16 protein-coding genes are annotated in these 16,171 nt (G+C 38.0%); 6 read left to right on the top strand and 10 right to left on the bottom strand.

Going from position 1 to position 16,171, the window contains the following annotated elements:
• Together HMPREF0519_RS14415 and HMPREF0519_RS09610 are read left to right on the top strand one after the other, a co-directional pair.
• Positions 1-401: ClpB D2-like domain containing protein (locus HMPREF0519_RS14415; protein ID WP_003635745.1), on the top strand; the 401-nt coding region annotated here is incomplete at its 5' end.
• 148 nt (positions 402-549) lie between these two features.
• Positions 550-1,683 (top strand): MucBP domain-containing protein, encoded by a 1,134-nt coding sequence (locus HMPREF0519_RS09610; protein ID WP_003635744.1) that lies wholly within the window; start codon positions 550-552, stop codon positions 1,681-1,683.
• 99 nt (positions 1,684-1,782) lie between these two features.
• Here the strand turns inward: HMPREF0519_RS09610 and HMPREF0519_RS09605 are convergent, their stop codons facing one another.
• The 8 genes from HMPREF0519_RS09605 to recX all read right to left on the bottom strand — a co-directional run bounded on the left by HMPREF0519_RS09605 (position 1,783) and on the right by recX (position 11,090).
• A complete protein-coding gene (locus HMPREF0519_RS09605; protein WP_003635741.1) occupies positions 1,783-3,210 on the bottom strand; it encodes a C69 family dipeptidase in 1,428 nt (475 codons plus the stop codon).
• A 23-nt stretch (positions 3,211-3,233) separates the two neighbouring features.
• Entirely contained in the window at positions 3,234-4,808 is a 1,575-nt protein-coding gene (locus HMPREF0519_RS09600; RefSeq protein WP_003559681.1) for a peptide chain release factor 3, read from the bottom strand.
• A gap of 98 nt (positions 4,809-4,906) precedes the next feature.
• A complete protein-coding gene (locus HMPREF0519_RS09595) occupies positions 4,907-6,931 on the bottom strand; it encodes a CDP-glycerol glycerophosphotransferase family protein (RefSeq protein ID WP_040472777.1) in 2,025 nt (674 codons plus the stop codon).
• Between the two features lie 13 nt (positions 6,932-6,944).
• Complete coding sequence (locus HMPREF0519_RS09590; RefSeq protein ID WP_003559677.1) at positions 6,945-7,793, bottom strand: hypothetical protein; 849 nt, start codon at positions 7,791-7,793, stop codon at positions 6,945-6,947.
• A gap of 101 nt (positions 7,794-7,894) precedes the next feature.
• Positions 7,895-8,305, bottom strand: coding sequence for a glycerol-3-phosphate cytidylyltransferase (gene tagD, locus HMPREF0519_RS09585; RefSeq protein ID WP_003559674.1), 411 nt, complete (start codon positions 8,303-8,305; stop codon positions 7,895-7,897).
• 108 nt (positions 8,306-8,413) lie between these two features.
• Complete coding sequence (locus HMPREF0519_RS09580; protein ID WP_404803274.1) at positions 8,414-9,523, bottom strand: AI-2E family transporter; 1,110 nt, start codon at positions 9,521-9,523, stop codon at positions 8,414-8,416.
• A gap of 122 nt (positions 9,524-9,645) precedes the next feature.
• Positions 9,646-10,197, bottom strand: a complete 552-nt coding sequence (gene ntdP / locus HMPREF0519_RS09575; RefSeq protein WP_003635737.1) for a nucleoside tri-diphosphate phosphatase — start codon at positions 10,195-10,197, stop codon at positions 9,646-9,648.
• Between the two features lie 92 nt (positions 10,198-10,289).
• A complete protein-coding gene (gene recX / locus HMPREF0519_RS09570) occupies positions 10,290-11,090 on the bottom strand; it encodes a recombination regulator RecX (protein ID WP_003635735.1) in 801 nt (266 codons plus the stop codon).
• 102 nt (positions 11,091-11,192) lie between these two features.
• On the opposite strand from recX, the gene HMPREF0519_RS09565 reads away from it, so the two are divergent.
• On the top strand, positions 11,193-11,648 hold the full coding sequence (locus HMPREF0519_RS09565; protein WP_035462624.1) for a flavodoxin: 456 nt from the start codon (positions 11,193-11,195) through the stop codon (positions 11,646-11,648).
• 133 nt (positions 11,649-11,781) lie between these two features.
• On the opposite strand, the gene HMPREF0519_RS09560 is transcribed toward HMPREF0519_RS09565, so the two are convergent.
• Together HMPREF0519_RS09560 and wecB are read right to left on the bottom strand one after the other, a co-directional pair.
• Positions 11,782-12,681, bottom strand: coding sequence for a YihY/virulence factor BrkB family protein (locus HMPREF0519_RS09560; RefSeq protein WP_003559663.1), 900 nt, complete (start codon positions 12,679-12,681; stop codon positions 11,782-11,784).
• Positions 12,682-12,701: 20 nt separating this feature from the next.
• Positions 12,702-13,817 carry a non-hydrolyzing UDP-N-acetylglucosamine 2-epimerase gene (wecB, locus tag HMPREF0519_RS09555; protein WP_040472776.1) on the bottom strand — a complete coding sequence of 372 codons (1,116 nt, stop codon included), beginning with the start codon at positions 13,815-13,817 and terminating at the stop codon, positions 12,702-12,704.
• A gap of 407 nt (positions 13,818-14,224) precedes the next feature.
• On the opposite strand from wecB, the gene HMPREF0519_RS09550 reads away from it, so the two are divergent.
• From HMPREF0519_RS09550 to HMPREF0519_RS13925, 3 genes are read left to right on the top strand one after another with little or no spacing between them, the layout of a single operon-like run.
• Positions 14,225-15,172: a glycosyltransferase family 2 protein gene (locus HMPREF0519_RS09550; protein WP_035462619.1), complete on the top strand. Its 948-nt coding sequence runs from the start codon at positions 14,225-14,227 to the stop codon at positions 15,170-15,172.
• Positions 15,126-15,599: a GtrA family protein gene (locus HMPREF0519_RS09545; RefSeq protein ID WP_003559658.1), complete on the top strand. Its 474-nt coding sequence runs from the start codon at positions 15,126-15,128 to the stop codon at positions 15,597-15,599. The genes HMPREF0519_RS09550 and HMPREF0519_RS09545 overlap by 47 nt, the downstream gene beginning before the upstream one ends.
• A 35-nt stretch (positions 15,600-15,634) precedes the next feature.
• Entirely contained in the window at positions 15,635-15,787 is a 153-nt protein-coding gene (locus HMPREF0519_RS13925; RefSeq protein ID WP_003559656.1) for a hypothetical protein, read from the top strand.
• Positions 15,788-16,171 lie beyond the last annotated feature (384 nt).

Genomic DNA, 16,171 nt, shown 5'->3' with positions numbered 1-16,171 from the left:
ACTCGATTATTGATAAACTTACAAATTACTTCAAACCGGAATTGTTAAACCGATTTGATGATATTGTTGAGTTTAACCCATTAACCAAGGAGAATCTTCAAAAGATTGTTGGTTTGATGATTGACGAAGTAAATGGCATGCTTGCACAACAAGGATTGTTTATTAACGTTACTGACAAGGCAAAAGCCAAATTAGTTGATTTGGGTTACAATCCTGCAATGGGTGCTCGTCCACTTCGAAGAGTTATTCAGGAACAAATTGAAGATAAAGTTGCCGACTTCTACTTGGATCATGAAGGTTCTGCTCGATTAACCGCAGATGTTAATAGTGATGGCAACATTACGATTACGACTGACAGTAGTCAAACAAATCCTTCAGTAAAATCTGACAAGAAAAAGTAATTTAACTCATTAATAGCTCAAGACAGTCATTGTCTTGGGCTATTTTTTTACATATCACCTTCCCTACGATATCCGAAAAAAACGTAAAAAGTATATCAAACGACTTAACTTGGCGCCCGTTATGATATAATTTTCTTTAGAACGTTCGATGGGGGCAATTTTGATGACATTTTTTAGTTGGATTAAAAAGCAATTACAAATGATCACACCGACGATTCGCTCTGACCGAAGGAAACGGCGAAGTCGTCATCCTGATTACCATCAAAAGAAAAAGCTTACTCCTGAAAATAACTTTGAATCTGATCAAACAGACACTCAACAAACCAACCAATCCAAAACAAACGACACTTTAAAAAATGAAGATGACTCACTGAATGCGTTTCAGAATACAGCTTCCTTTGAGATTCAGTCTCAAGTTATTTTCACTTACTTGGATGAAAATGATCGTCAAATTTCAAGTTCGGATATTATCCGTGGCGTTGTCGGAGAAAGCATCCAATTTAAACTGCCTGACTTTTCTGATTACTATTTAACATCGATCGAAAACTTTACCCATAAATTCGAAAAGTCGGATCAGGAAGTCACTTTGCGCTTTGCTCTTAAGGACGGCTTACCGATCATGATCTATTGTTTGGATACTGACACTGGGCAAATATTAAAATCCGTTCAAATTATATCTGGAAAACTTGGTCAATCATACACTGTTAACGCACCTAAAATTAACGACTTCCGCGTCATTAGCAGTACTGGTCCTACTTTTGGTCACTTTGATCATCAAACTCACGGCGTGATATTTGCCTATCGCCGAACCCATTGGGAAACCGTTCAACCAGTGGAATATTTTGTCAAGCTCAAGGATGCCCATGATGTCTACGACAGTCCCCAAGGTCGGTCTTTAAAAACCGGTTTGCCAGCAAAAATCATTATTAAAATCTTTGCAAGAATAGATTTATCGGATAAATCAAGTTGGTTAAACATCGGTGGCTTTGAGTGGATAAAAAATTCAAATCTTGAACCAAGCGATCCACCAATTCATAATTTAATCGACACGATTACTAAAACCTCACGTAATCCTGCTAGATTAGCTGGCACAATAGATTACGTTTCGAATAAGGCCATTGCCGTTTTTGACAAACCGTATGGTAACAAGATAAATGCTTTGATACATGGCAGCCGAGTTTCAATCTCAGCAACTATCGTAGATGATCAAAACCTGATTTGGTATGAATTAAACGGAAACGGTGTGGTCCCTAAAATGTACGTAATTGTTGATCGAAGCTAACTTTCAGTTAGAAAGCACAACAAAAAGCAGCCCCACAAAGCCAATTTTTCAATTGGTTCTGTGGGGCTGTTTACTATTCCAGATTGCTTTAATGGCAGGCTAAAGGTTTTTATCCATATTAAATGTCAATTTCGACAAACTCAATCCTTTTTCGAATAATCGATGAATCATATCTTCCGTGGCAATTCTCATCATTTTAACTGCTTGATGATTTTGTTCAGTCAAATAATTTGTCAACTCATTATCCGATAAGCCCTTTGCTTCATCAATTGTTGCTTGAACATGACGACGCAATTTTTCCTTAACATCCGTTAAGAAATCAACATCATCTTGAATAAATTCAGAATAGTGTGATTCAACTAATACCGACAACTTTCGATACATCCAGTAAGCACTTTTGTCATCGCAGTGAATAGGTGTATTTTCATAACTTTCATCAGTATCATTTGCATTTCCAAAGAATGGCACATAAGGTGAAAATGCAGGCACACCAAAATTCAACCACATAATTGCAGCGCAATCATTTGTGACATCATTTCGAATCTGCAAAACATGTGAATTTTGCGTTCGATTCATTGAGATTGGTCGAAAGAGCGTTTTCGTACCTTCATTTCCTCTGCTTAATGGGTCATATTCAGTTTCATTATAATGTGAGCTTAAAATATACTCAACATCTTCCACACTGATTTTTTTATTGGTTCTACAAATGAATGGTAAATCAGAAGAAGTCGGTTCCTGGTCGATCTCCGGGTTTAGATACCGTTGGCCAAACCAAACTCGGGGTGTATTATAATGGCGATCCTTTTCGTTATCAGTACCAAAAATACGTCTAAAATCAAACCCGCTCTGATTGGTATTCAAATGATATTTTTCAACGAATGCTTGAATGCCTTCAGAATACATAAAATTATCAGGATCGTTAAAATCAACCTGCTGAATGGCTACTTGATTAGCTGCAATCGCATAGGCGTCATCCGGAATCCTTTGAGCAACCCAGTGATGTCCCGTGACAATTTCCATATACCATACTTCATCTTTATCACTGAAAAGAACGCCGTTTCCTTCCGGTGATCCGTATTTTTTAATCAAATCACCCAAATATCGTACCCCATCGCGAGCAGAATCAATATAAGGCAACACCATGGATTGCAATGAATCCTCTGCCAGACCATCTTCAACTAACGGATCAAAAGCCAAGGCCCGTTCATTTCCGTAAACACTTTCCGTGGCACTCATTGCAACATTTTTTTCGTTAAAACCACTTTCGGCATAAACGCCCTCCTTATTGACCTCAACGTTTGGTGTGAGTGAATATCGGTAGCCCTTTTCTGGAAGCGGTGCGGTAAAACCGTTTTGATTGGATTTCCACGTTTCGTGTCGATTGGAAACCGCCGGCTCAACGTAGAATCGTTGTGGTGTCAACGGTAGAAAAGTATCGTCATTTCTAGCAATCATCGTTGATCCATCAATGGACGCTTTTTTACCTACTAATACAGTTGTACAAGCTGACAAATGCTTTGAAGCCATTAAAAAATCTCTTCTTTCAAAAATTATAGTTTAGCCGTTAACGTAACGTCTGGGTACTTGTCCTTAAACCAACGCATTGCAAAAGCATTTTCAAACAAGAACAATGGTTGGCCTGTACGATCTTTCACCAACAAATTTCGTGATGATGACATTTTTTCATCAAGTTGATCCGGATCAACCCATCGCGCAATCTTGTGACCCATTGGTTCCATATTAACGTCTGAATTGTACTCATTCTTCATTCTGAACTGAAATACTTCAAATTGCAATTGACCAACTGCTCCAAGAATATAATCATTCGTTGTATAGGACGTATACAGCTGAACGGCTCCTTCTTGAACCAACTGATCAATCCCCTTATGAAACGATTTCTGCTTCATCACATTTTTTGCAGAAACCCGAACAAACAATTCAGGGGTAAATTGCGGTAGTTTTTCAAACTCAACTGGTGCTTTACCTGTATAAATCGTATCGCCAATCTGAAAATTACCGGTATCATAAAGACCGATAATATCTCCGGCAACAGCTGTATTCACATTTTCACGGGTATTCGCCATAAATTCGGTCACATTGGATAATCGAAGTTTCTTTTGAGTTCGATATAAATTAACATCCATTCCCTTTTCAAATTCACCTGAACAAATTCGAACAAATGCAATTCGATCACGATGATTGGGGTTCATATTTGCTTGAATTTTAAACACAAAGCCCGAAAAACGATCGGCATCAGGTTGAATCATATCGCCTTCCTGGGTTTTATGTGCACTTGGCGCCGGCGCATATTTCAAATAGGCATCAAAGAATGTCTTAACACCAAAATTCACTAAAGCCGAGCCAAAAAAAACGGGTGTTAAATCACCGGTAGCAATCTTATCTTCATCAAATTTATTGCCAGCCATATCCAATAAATCAATACTATCCTTAGTTTCTTGAAATTGATCGTCGTCTGCTAATTCAGCATCATTAATCGGATTATTGTCGTCATCCAACTGCACCATTTGGCTTTTTTGAGCATGCGTATATAACTCAACCCGATGATTATACCGGTCAAAAATACCTTCCAGATTTTTCCCCATCCCAATCGGCCAATTCATTGGATATGCTTGAACACCAAGCACTGTTTCCAACTCATCAATTAAATCCATTGGATCACGACCATCACGATCCAGCTTATTCATAAAGGTAAAAATGGGAATACCACGCATTTTACAAATTTGAAATAATTTTTTTGTTTGTGGTTCAATACCCTTAGCAGAATCAATCACCATCACTGCAGAATCAACAGCCATTAACGTTCGGTAAGTATCTTCCGAAAAATCGGCATGCCCTGGTGTATCCAAGATATTGATTCGCTTACCGCCATAATCAAACTGCATCACAGAACTCGTCACAGAGATTCCACGTTTTTGTTCAATTTCCATCCAGTCGGATTTGGCAAAGTTTCCGGTTTTTCGAGCCTTTACTGTCCCGGCTTGTCTGACAACACCACCAAAAAGTAACAACTGCTCGGTAATCGTTGTTTTCCCAGCATCCGGATGTGAAATGATCGCGAATGTCCGCCGTGTGCTGTCCCTTGTCTGTAATTTTTGATTGCTCATATTGACTTCCTTTCAAACGTAAAATAACTCACTAAGTTTAACATATTCATACAGCAAAAAGCCACCAATCGCACGATTGGCAGCTTAACCGACTTAAACTAGACACCACTTTCGATCTGGTGCATCACATAATTAACAACTTTCAGAGAACTCAACCCATCATTAATCGCACAGAATCGGTTATAAAAGTTCATAAACTGCTGATTGGCACTCATATCCGGGTGCCCAAGTGCATGATGGATTTCTGCCAACAACTCTTGAGAATTATGGGCAATCCTGCCCGGCAAGTCCCGTTCATAATTCAAGTAAAAGCCTCGAAGCTCTTCTTTATATAAATGATAATCATATGGATAAAATAGAATTGGTCGTTTTAAATAAGCATAATCGAAGAACACAGATGAATAATCTGTAATAAGCAAATCAGAAACCAAATAAAGATCACCGATATTAGGATAATTTGAGAAATCATATACGAAGTCGGAATAGTCTGATATATCAAGTGCATTTGAAATAAGATAATGCATCCTTAAAATCAAAACAGTGTCATCGCCAAAAGATTTACGAAAATCATCCAGGCTAAACGGCAGCTCAAAGGTATACTTTCCCTTTTCCGCAAACTGGTTATCACGATAAGTTGGTGCATACATCACAACTTTCTTATCCAAAGGAATGCCCAATTTATTTTTAATTTCGGTAACCTCATCAGGCATCGTGTTAATCAACTCATCATTACGTGGATAACCAACTTTTAAAATTTGGTTATTAAACCCAAAAGCAGAACGGAAAATTTGGGTTGAATAATCATTGGGAGAAACCAACGCATCCCATCTATTAGCCTCACGAACAAAGTTTTTATGGTACTTAGCCGTTGTTGTCCCTGGCATTGAAACGTTCTCAATATCCAAGCCCAGCTTTTTCAACGGTGTTCCATGCCATGTTTGAATATAAGTAACATAGCTCGGCTTTTTAACCCATGAAGGAAAACGGGCATTGCTAATCCAAAATTGTGATTTTTCTAAAAGCCGAACCCACTTGGACGTTCTCCTAATAACGTAGGCAATTTGGTTCTCTTTACAAAATGCCTTTTGAGATCGATCAATTGACCAAATCATAGTAATGCCGGGATAAAGCGTTTGAAACAGACGATAAATGGCGTATGGGCTATCACTTACCTGTCGCCCGCCAAAACTTTCAAAAATAATGGTAGTATTTTCATAAGGGGAGTGCCCTGCCTTAAATAAGAAGCGCATTCTTGCCAGATTCAACTTATCCTGAACGAGCCGACAGACTTCCAGCAAACCATGTACTTTGCCGCCAGCAGCTGCAACTTTTTCAAGCAATGAAGCCCCTTGGAATTCTTTAACTAAAAGGCTATTATCAAATCGCTTTTTAATTGTAATCACTCGATTACCGGGTAAATCTGCTTCAACTGATTGGCCACTCAGTGATTTGGAAATAATCAAGCGTTGGTTAATTTCCTGACCTGCAAGCTCATATTTAATGGACAACTCACCAACTGAGTCCTTAGGTATATCCGTTAATGGAATGCCAACCTTAAACATACCTGCAAACATTGTTTGGGATACAGGATAATCCAACTTACCATCATTGAGTCGATTTTGTAGAATAATTCGTTGATTCTTAATCGGTGTCCCATTAATTTTATTATATCCGGTGATTTCCAGATCAGTGTCTGTTAAGTTAACAGAATTAATCATGAAGTCCCGATCGGATTGATGGGTTCGAATATTAAATAACGCCATTCCCTGAGCGTCACTGTTAAATTGATAATAACTGGTTAATTCAAGTTGATGACGGTCACTTAAGTATTCACTTTCAATCTGAACCACGTTTTTAAAATTAGCCGCATTATCAACCAAAAAGATTTGCCATTCAAACTCGGTTTGATCCGCCGCTTCAAAATGAAAGTCCTGAGCGTCAATTTTTACTCGAATAATGTTATGATTTAAAACCTTCGAAATTGGTTTCATGACAGAAGCAAGACTATTTTTTTCAACGAATAACATATAAGCATGCTCAAGAGAAGTAGCAACATCTAATAATTCAAATTCTAGAACTTGAAGTCCCTTTTTTTGATGAACTCCCGATAGTATCGCTCGCAATTTTGATTTCCCCTTAATAATTAAATATTTGCTTTCCTGGTAAATACTTGGACGCGTCAATAATATTATTAATATCTAAATAAATTCTAGCATCATCAATGTTCATATTTAACAACACCTGATGGTAGAAAGCATTAATATCATCATATCGATGATAGTCACTGTATGACGTTGCTTTAGTAACGATGGATTCTCCTTTGGCTTCATAATGTGTCAGTGGATCTTCCTTCTTATTACTGGAAATCTCCGATAAACTCGCAGGAACCGGAATTAAAGATGTCTCCGCAACACCGTAATTGATCTTTTGAGACATCACATAATTGGTAAATCTAAAGACTAATTCTGATTTTGTATTTAACAAGAGACTCTCATCAACAAAATCATCATGACACTTTTCAATACCGTAAAGTTGATCTTGTTGATTGTAATTATTAATCTGAATAATTCGGCTGTTCTTATCAAACAGAATTGTATGTAACCGAACCTGATTATCTCCAAAAAGCGTTTCTGCAATAATGTTACCACTATCATCAACATATCGCGTCACCTTTAAACGGTTTGTATGTGACTCATACGATGTGAACTTTGTCAGATCTATATTAAGAAAATCATTATCCTTCAGTAAGATTCCAGAATGATCAGCATAAACGTCTCCCAAGGTAATGATCCGAACAGACGGCAGATGTTCTCTCTCGTTAATTGTGTTAAACTCACGTTTTGCCTGCCAAACCTCATCAAAATTGGTCATTGCAAATAAAATAGCAACCTCATAATGATCATTAATCAATGCTAATAACTGTTTTAAAAATGTTGGTTTCCTAATGCCCTGAATGCTTGTCACCAAGAAAATTGCCCTTTTCATTACTTTCCTCCTAATAGATCGCAACTAATGCAACTCATAATAAAAGGGGGCTGGTGCAAAACACCTTGTTTTGCGAACAGCCTCTCTTTAGTCGAATGAACCTAGGCCTGCCAATCCTTTGAATCGGTTAAGCCAAGATCCTCCTTAATTTTGGTTGTTGAAATACCCTCAGTTCTGGGCAAATAAACAACCTCGCAATAATCTTTCAGAAAGTCAAATTTACCTTTCCAATCATCACCCATTACAAATACATCAATATCTCGATCCTGAACATCGTGAATTTTTTGATCCCAATTAGTTTCAGGAATCACTTCATCAACATATTTAATTGCTTCTAAAATGTATTTTCGATCTTCATAGGATGTATATGCTTTTTTGCCCTTTTCGGCATTAAACTCATCAGAAGATAAACACACGGTCAAATGATCACCAAGAGCTTTTGCACGCTTTAACAATCTGACGTGACCCTTGTGTAATAAATCAAACGTCCCGTAAGTAATTACTTTTTTCATAAAATCTCCTACTATCTGTTACTAGAAATTAAAATAAACACAACTTAAATAGTAGCATAACCAGCTTCAACGTCAATATCAATTACTGATTATTAAAAATAATTAAAATTAATCCAGCTGATAAATGTTATAAAGATGAACAACAATTACTTTAACGATCGCGTAAAGTGGCACGGCTAAAATCATCCCCATCAAACCGGCAATGTTGCCAGCGGCCAACAGGATAATAATAATCGTTAACGGGTGAATTTGAAGTGACTTACCAATAACATTTGGGTAAACCAAGTTGCCATCAATCTGTTGTACGATAATCACAATCACAATGTTATAAACCATGCCCAACCAGCCACCATGAGAAAATGAAACGATCAGGGCCGGCGCGATACCAATGTATGGACCAAGATAAGGAATAATATTACAAATTCCGGCAATCACACCAAGTAATAGTGCATTAGGCAACCCAATAATCAAATATCCAATGGCTGTAAACGTTCCGACAAATAAACATTCAATCATCTGACCCGAAATGTATTTGGAGATGGTTCGGTTCATAGCAGAAATCAGATCCATCGTCTGTTCACGATGCTTTTCCGGTAAGAAAGATTTAATATTAGGAGCCAAGCGATATCCGTCTTTTAACATGTAAAAAAGGACAACAGGAACAGTCACAGCGATAATAACAGCATTTGCAGCTGCTGAAATAACGCCACCGATACCACTGGTCAACCCATTGAAGAAGCTGTTTGCATAATCAGTAATGTTGGTTGAGAATTTTTGGGTTAGCTGAGTAAAATCAATCTTTTTTAACAGCTGTTGAGAATTCATCTCTTTTAACGCCTTTTCAAGAAGACTCTGCCCGTCGTTAATGGCATTGGGCACGCTATTCGCCAAATTCATCAGTTGATTCAATACTTTAGGAATAAAAACTGTGGCCATTAAAATAATAATTCCCAACAGTAATAAAAAGACAAGTGTTACTGCCCAGGTTCGTGATACCTTCTTCCTACCTATCGGAATTTTAGTTAGTAGGTTAACAATCGGATTCAACATATAATATAGTATCCCGGCCAGTAAAACCGGTATAAAAATCGTGGAGAAAAAAATGGCAATGGGTGAAAATATAAAGCTGATTTGCGTACATCCCCAGATGATCCCGACGACAAGTAAAATCTCCAAGGACCAAAACATGAGGGGAGAATTTTTTAATCTTGCAAACACCGAGAGTTTCCCCCTATTCAAATTTAGTTGGTTACGGCAATTGTATCATAATTTTTCGACGTTAAAAAAACAGCTGTCCGGCAAATCGATTATTTACCAAACAACCATTATTAAAGTGACTCTCATTTACATTGGCGGGATAAGGCTAAGTAGCGCTCATACCAGATTGCAATAAATTCTTTTGAGAACGGACCTTTTTCGTTGTTAATCCAATCAACAATAATCCGAACGTTTTTCTTCAGAATATGGTCAATTTCTGGACCATAATTCCAACGTTTGCTGAAAGCCAGATACTCATCAACATCCAAGAGCTTTCGCCTGCCATCCGGAAAAACTTTAACGTCTAAATCGTAATCAATGTATTTTAAGGCTTCTTTGTCCAAAACATACGGGGATGCCAAATTACAATAATATGCAATTCCATCATCCCTAATCATCGCGACAACGTTAAACCAATAATGTTTATGAAAATAAACCAAAGCGGGTTCCCTGGTTACCCAGTGACGACCATCGTCCTCAGTAACCAAAGTATGATTATTACATCCAATAAGTGAATTTTCGCCGTTCTTTAATACCATCGTATCTCGCCAAACACGATGCAGGCTACCGTCATGTTTGTAGCTTTGAATCGCAATGAAGTCACCTTCTTTTGGCAATTGCTGTCCGCGTGGCATTGTGCTACCCACTTTCTGAATAAGCTATCAGTTACGATTGTTACCAATCCAATGATAATTATATCAGAGTAGGCGTTATTTTCCGAATGAATTTAACTTTCAGCAAGATTTTCCAAAGCTGCCTCAATATCGTCCATTGAAAAGCCCTTACGAAACAATGCCTGCCTTGTTTTCTGAAACTGCTTATATTTTTCCAGCTTAGCATATTTACGCCAGTACTTTTCGGCAACTCCACCGATGATGTCGCTATCATGGGACGCAAGCCCGGATGTATCAACCTTCTCCATGATATCCGGAACAATATCAAATCCAAACCCGCGTCGAACCAGTGTTTCTTTTATTTTATTAACAACCATTTTTTCCGACTCCTTTTGGTGATGGCGTAGTTGATTATCAGCAACCGAGATACCGATCTCTATCATCTGATCTTCAGGAAAGAAATCCGCAATAGACGCATCAATCAAGGATTTGGGCACCTTCTTTTCAAACAATTTTTGGCGAATCCAGTTTGGCCCATTTTTCTTTTGACGAACGACCGTGCGTACATAACTATCCGCATATTTTCGATCATTAACCAACTGTTGATCCTTCAGCTGAGAAATAACCTGATCGATTGCTTCAAGATCATCTGTTATTTCAAGCAGTTTTGACCTCACTTCATGTTCTGTTCGTAAATTATGAGCCAGGTAATTCAAGGCACGTGTGTGTAGTTTTGAGATATTGTCAGCACTTTTTAAGGTTTCAATCAGTTGCTTGTCTAATTCCATCCCCTTAAAAAGTCGGTATTTAATAAAAACATCCTCACTGATCGGGAAGGCATATTGACCGTCAACGTAAACATTAAATCTTCCCTTACGCTTTTGTGCTTCGATTTTAGTAATTGATTGTGTCATGGCTTTCAACCCCTTTTCTTACATTTAAACGGCCGAATCGAATTCACTTTAACGACTGGATTTGCTATACTGAAACCAAATCAAAATAGAGGAATGACTAATATGATAACTGCCCATGTAGTTTACGCAACCATTACCGGTAACAACGAAGATATTGCGGATATTGTAACCGAACATCTTGAAGATGCCGGCGTTAAAGTAACCGAGACCGAAATTTCACAAACTGATCCATCCGTTTTTGAAGATGTTGATATTTGTGTTGTTTGCCCATATACATATGACGAAGGTGCTTTGCCTGAAGAAGGACTTGACTTCTATGAGGACCTGAGTGATGAAAAGCTGAGTGGCAAGGTTTTTGGTGTTGCCGGTTCTGGAGACACTTTTTACGAAGAATACTATAACGTTTCCGTTGATAAATTTGAAGAAGCCTTCAAAAAAACCGGGGCCACAATTGGGGCTGATAGTGTCAAAATTAATTTGGAACCTGATGAAGACGATATAAAAAAATTGGACGCTTTTACTGAGAAACTAATTGAAAAAGCTAAAAGCTTACAATAAATTATGATAATGGCATTCCAGCAGGAGAAGAGAGGTTGAGACAAAAGTCATTTTGTCCAACCTCTTTTAGTTTAATCACGATTATTAACAAGCCAAAAATGTTCAAATAGAAGCCTTGGTTTGTGTGAATTAATTATTTTCTCTTTCGCTTCGTAGCCCTTCTCAAGACTGATTCAATGGCATCGGTCTGTTCTTGGATCTTTCCCATTCGAAGTTCTTGGATTGTTGCATTAATGACACCACCCAACAACATAATCAAGCCTGAGAAGTCCAACCAAAACATCAATACGATAAAAGTGCCGATGGTTTTGTATGCATCAACTCGATGAGCGAAAAAAGTGACATAAATTGAAAAGGCTTGTGCTAATATCATCAAGCCCAGCGTAGTAAACAATGCCCCAAACCAAACGTACCTGAACTTAACTTTAGCCGTGGGCACAATGTAAAATAACACGCTCAATAGCAACCACACAAGAATCATTGTCGAAGGCCATTTAACTGTTGAAACAAAACTAATGATCGATTGTGGAATATGAAGAATGGGCGACAGCCAGCTAAAGACAAATTGGCTGAGCGCAAAAGCAATCATGACCGCGACCACAACTACAATTAACAACAACATCCACAAAAATGACAAGATTCGATTTGAAATAGCCGTCTGATCTTCCGCAACGCCATATGCCTTATTAATACTTCGTTGAAAAGCCGCAATTGCGCGACTGGCCGACCAAATTGTCACAATCAATCCTATGGATAATTGACTGGTGCCACCACTTCTTAAAGTTGAATCAATAACCGGTTCAAGCATGACATAAATCCGATCCGGAAAGATCGGCCTGACATATTCCATGATATCCCCTGTATGAATTTGGAAGAGGTTAAGAATACTACCACCAATAAACAAAATCGGAAAAATAGACATTAGTGAATAAAAGGCCAATACAGCTGCAGAATCGGAAACATCTCCTTGCGAATAATGACTAACCAAGGTTTGAATAAATTGTTTAGTTTTCAAATAAATTGATTTAATCATTAGCCAACCCACTTACCTAATTATTTTGAAAATCGAGCCAAAATGGCTTTTAAAATTCTATCGGAAGCTTTACCATCCCCATACGGATTCTTTGCCTCTGCCATTTTTTTATATTCAACCTGATCGTCTAGCAACTGCGTCATATTTTCTTTTACAACAGCAGGATCTGTCCCGACCAATTTTAGTGTACCGGCTTCAATTCCTTCAGGTCTTTCGGTGGTATCCCGCAATACCAGGACAGGTTTTTCCAACGATGGTGCTTCTTCTTGAATGCCCCCGGAGTCCGACATAATGAAATAACTCCGTGCCGCCATATTATGAAAGTCCAATACATCCAACGGCGCAATCAGGTGAACCTGTGGATTTCCGTCAAAAACGTCATGAGCCACTTTTTGAACCGCTGGGCTAAGGTGAACCGGATAAACCACTTCAACATTGGGGTGTGTCTTTAAAACATCTAAAATTGCCTTAAACGTTCGTCGCATTGGCTCTCCCTGGTTTTCGCGTCGGTGCATTGTTAGCAATATCATCTTTGAATCACTTTTTAATTCATCCAACACAGAATGTTGATAATCGGCAGAAACGGTTTGTTTTAAAGCATCAATAGCCGTATTCCCGGTTACAAAAATATTTTTTTCGGGATGATTCTCTTTAAGAAGATTATCCCTGCTCAGCTTTGTCGGCGCAAAATATAAGTCTGCCAAAACATCAGTTAATTGACGATTCATCTCTTCTGGATAAGGGGATAGCTTATTCCAAGTACGCAGTCCCGCTTCAACATGCCCGATTTCAACCTGATGATAAAAAGCACTCACACTGGCCGCAAACGTTGTTGTCGTATCTCCATGAACTAAGATGATGTTCGGTACCACTTTCTCAACAATTGGATCCAGCAGCGTCAAGACACGTGTCGTAATATCACTTAGTGTTTGTCCCTGCTTCATAATATTTAAATCGTAATCCGGCTTAATATGAAAAACATCAAGTACTTGATCCAACATTTCTCGATGTTGCGCGGTTACAACAGTAATTGGCTGAAACTGATCCAAATGGTGCTGCATCATTAAAATAATTGGGGCCATCTTAATTGCTTCAGGACGCGTCCCGAAAATAGTCATAACTTTTATAGGTTTCAATTTAAAATTCTCCTTTAACAAGTGATTTCATTATAACAAAGATGCCCAACTCTAAAACCAAATTAAAAAAGTTTTCAATGATCTATAACTTTCTTTCTTGAATTTCCCTTACTCGAAGAGGTTTGTTTCTTGCATTTAATCAAATATTTTAATTATTTATTGCTAAATTTTTAACATGTCGTAAACGTCACATTTTTTTGATATGGTATAATTTGATGATGTACATACCATAAGACATTTTGGAGATTGGATAAGCCGATCTATATCTTCGGGACGTCATGGCAGTTGATTTAAGTTAGATTAGTTTTTTAGCTAATTCTGATAATATGGTCACGACTTATCGTAAAAGATAACGAAGACCAGTCGGTAAGGTATCACTATTGTGTATAATAATTGGAGGATTTATTTTGAAGACAATCAGTCTAATTGTTCCTTGTTATAATGAGGAACCGACTGTTGAGCTTTTCTTTAATACAACAGAAAAAGTATTTAAACAGTTAAACGAAACACATAAGGACCAGTATCGGCCGGATTACTTATTTGTAAATGACGGCTCTGCGGATAAAACCCTGGAGATTATGCGTCAGCTCCACGAAAAACATCCGGATACCGTTCATTATTTGTCATTTTCCCGAAATTTCGGGAAAGAATCGGCACTGGCAGCGGGATTAAGTAACGCCAAGGGTGATTATATTGCCGTAATGGATGTCGATTTGCAGGATCCCCCCGAGCTACTCCTTCAAATGGTCGATATTTTGGAAGACCCGAAACAGGATTATGAAGTTGTTGGTTGTGTCCAAACATCGCGTAAACAGAATCCGATTCGGGGTTTTCTGTCAGCCAGTTTCTATAAAATCATTAACAAGATGTCACGGGTCCAATTAAAACAAAACGTCCGGGACTATCGGTTAATGACAAGAAAGTATGTTGATGCGCTCTTGGAACTTCCAGAATACAATCGTTTTAGTAAAGGTATGTTTTCCTGGGTTGGCTTTAAAACCAAATACTTAAAATATGAAGGTGTCCCCCGGGCAGCCGGAACAAGTTCCTGGTCAATTTTTCAACTCTTCGAGTACTCATTGGAAGCAGTTGTTGATTTTTCAGATGTTCCGTTAAAAATGGCAACACTTGTTGGTGGGCTCATTTGCTTTCTATCTATCATTGGATTAGTATTTGTTGTTATCCGAGCCCTCTTCTTTGGTGGTTCGGTCAATGGCTGGGCATCGTTGGTATCCATCATCCTATTTTTAAGTGGTGTTCAGTTATTCTGTTTGGGAATTGTTGGAAAATATATAGGGAAGATTTATCTTGAAACAAAACACAGACCAAAATTTATCATTGCAGAAAGAAAATAATCGTTTAATGAAAAAAATAGCTGCAGTTTACGACAAATATCGTGAAGTCATCTCCTACCTTTTTTGGGGTGTTGTCACCACTGTCGTCAATCTTGGTGTCTTTGAGGGCTTCCATTTACTGACGAATTGGAATTATATGGTTAACAACACTATTGCCTGGTTTATTAGTGTGCTAGTTGCGTACTTATCGAACCGTGCATACGTTTTTCACTCAAAAACAACTGGGGCACGCGCCTATCTTGGTGAGATGGCCTCATTTTTCGGTGGCCGACTACTTGTCCTGATTCTTGAACAAGGTATTCTTTTTGTTGGTATTACCCTCATGAGTGGAAATCAATTCATTGTTAAAATCATAGACAACGTTATTGTGGTTATTATCAACTATTTCTGGTCTAAATGGGCTGTTTTCCGTGACCAAAAGAAATAAATTAACTAACTAACTGTGATAAAGAGGTAACCTTTATGAGAAATCCAAATCTTAATCGTCAAACGTTACGTAAGCGAAAAGCCGAGTTTTCAAGGGGGCTTTACACAACAGCCGATGGTTTCAAACTATTAGGAATGGCCGTTATTTTAATTGCCATCTTAGTTGCTTGCGCAAATTATTTGATGTGATTTAAATAAGTGTGATTATAAAAATCTCGATTCAATGAAGTTTTATTCATTGAACCGAGATTTTTTTATACCATCAACTAGGCGAAACAGACGATATTTTCGCGCAATTCTGTTTAAGAAGCGCTAGTATAAAAACAATTCTATTGTTATATGACATAGTACTGAAGTAAAATCGCAATTTAATCGACCACATTATATGCACAACCACAATTTACACGGTCATATTCGGTATATACTTTTTGCGGATCTGATAAAAAGCTATCAATCTTTTAAGCCTTTTGGACATGATTACGCTATTTTGGGACCAATATCTCATTTCCCTGATGGAACGATTGCCGATCAACATTAATAGAAAAAGCCAAAGCAACGATTTCGCTTTGGCTT

Origin of the sequence: Lentilactobacillus hilgardii DSM 20176 = ATCC 8290 (assembly GCF_000159315.1) — a bacterium.
GTDB classification, from domain to species: Bacteria; Bacillota; Bacilli; order Lactobacillales; family Lactobacillaceae; genus Lentilactobacillus; species Lentilactobacillus hilgardii.
The sequence above is the reverse complement of the archived record's forward strand: the minus strand, read 5'-3'. Positions and strand labels throughout refer to the sequence as shown.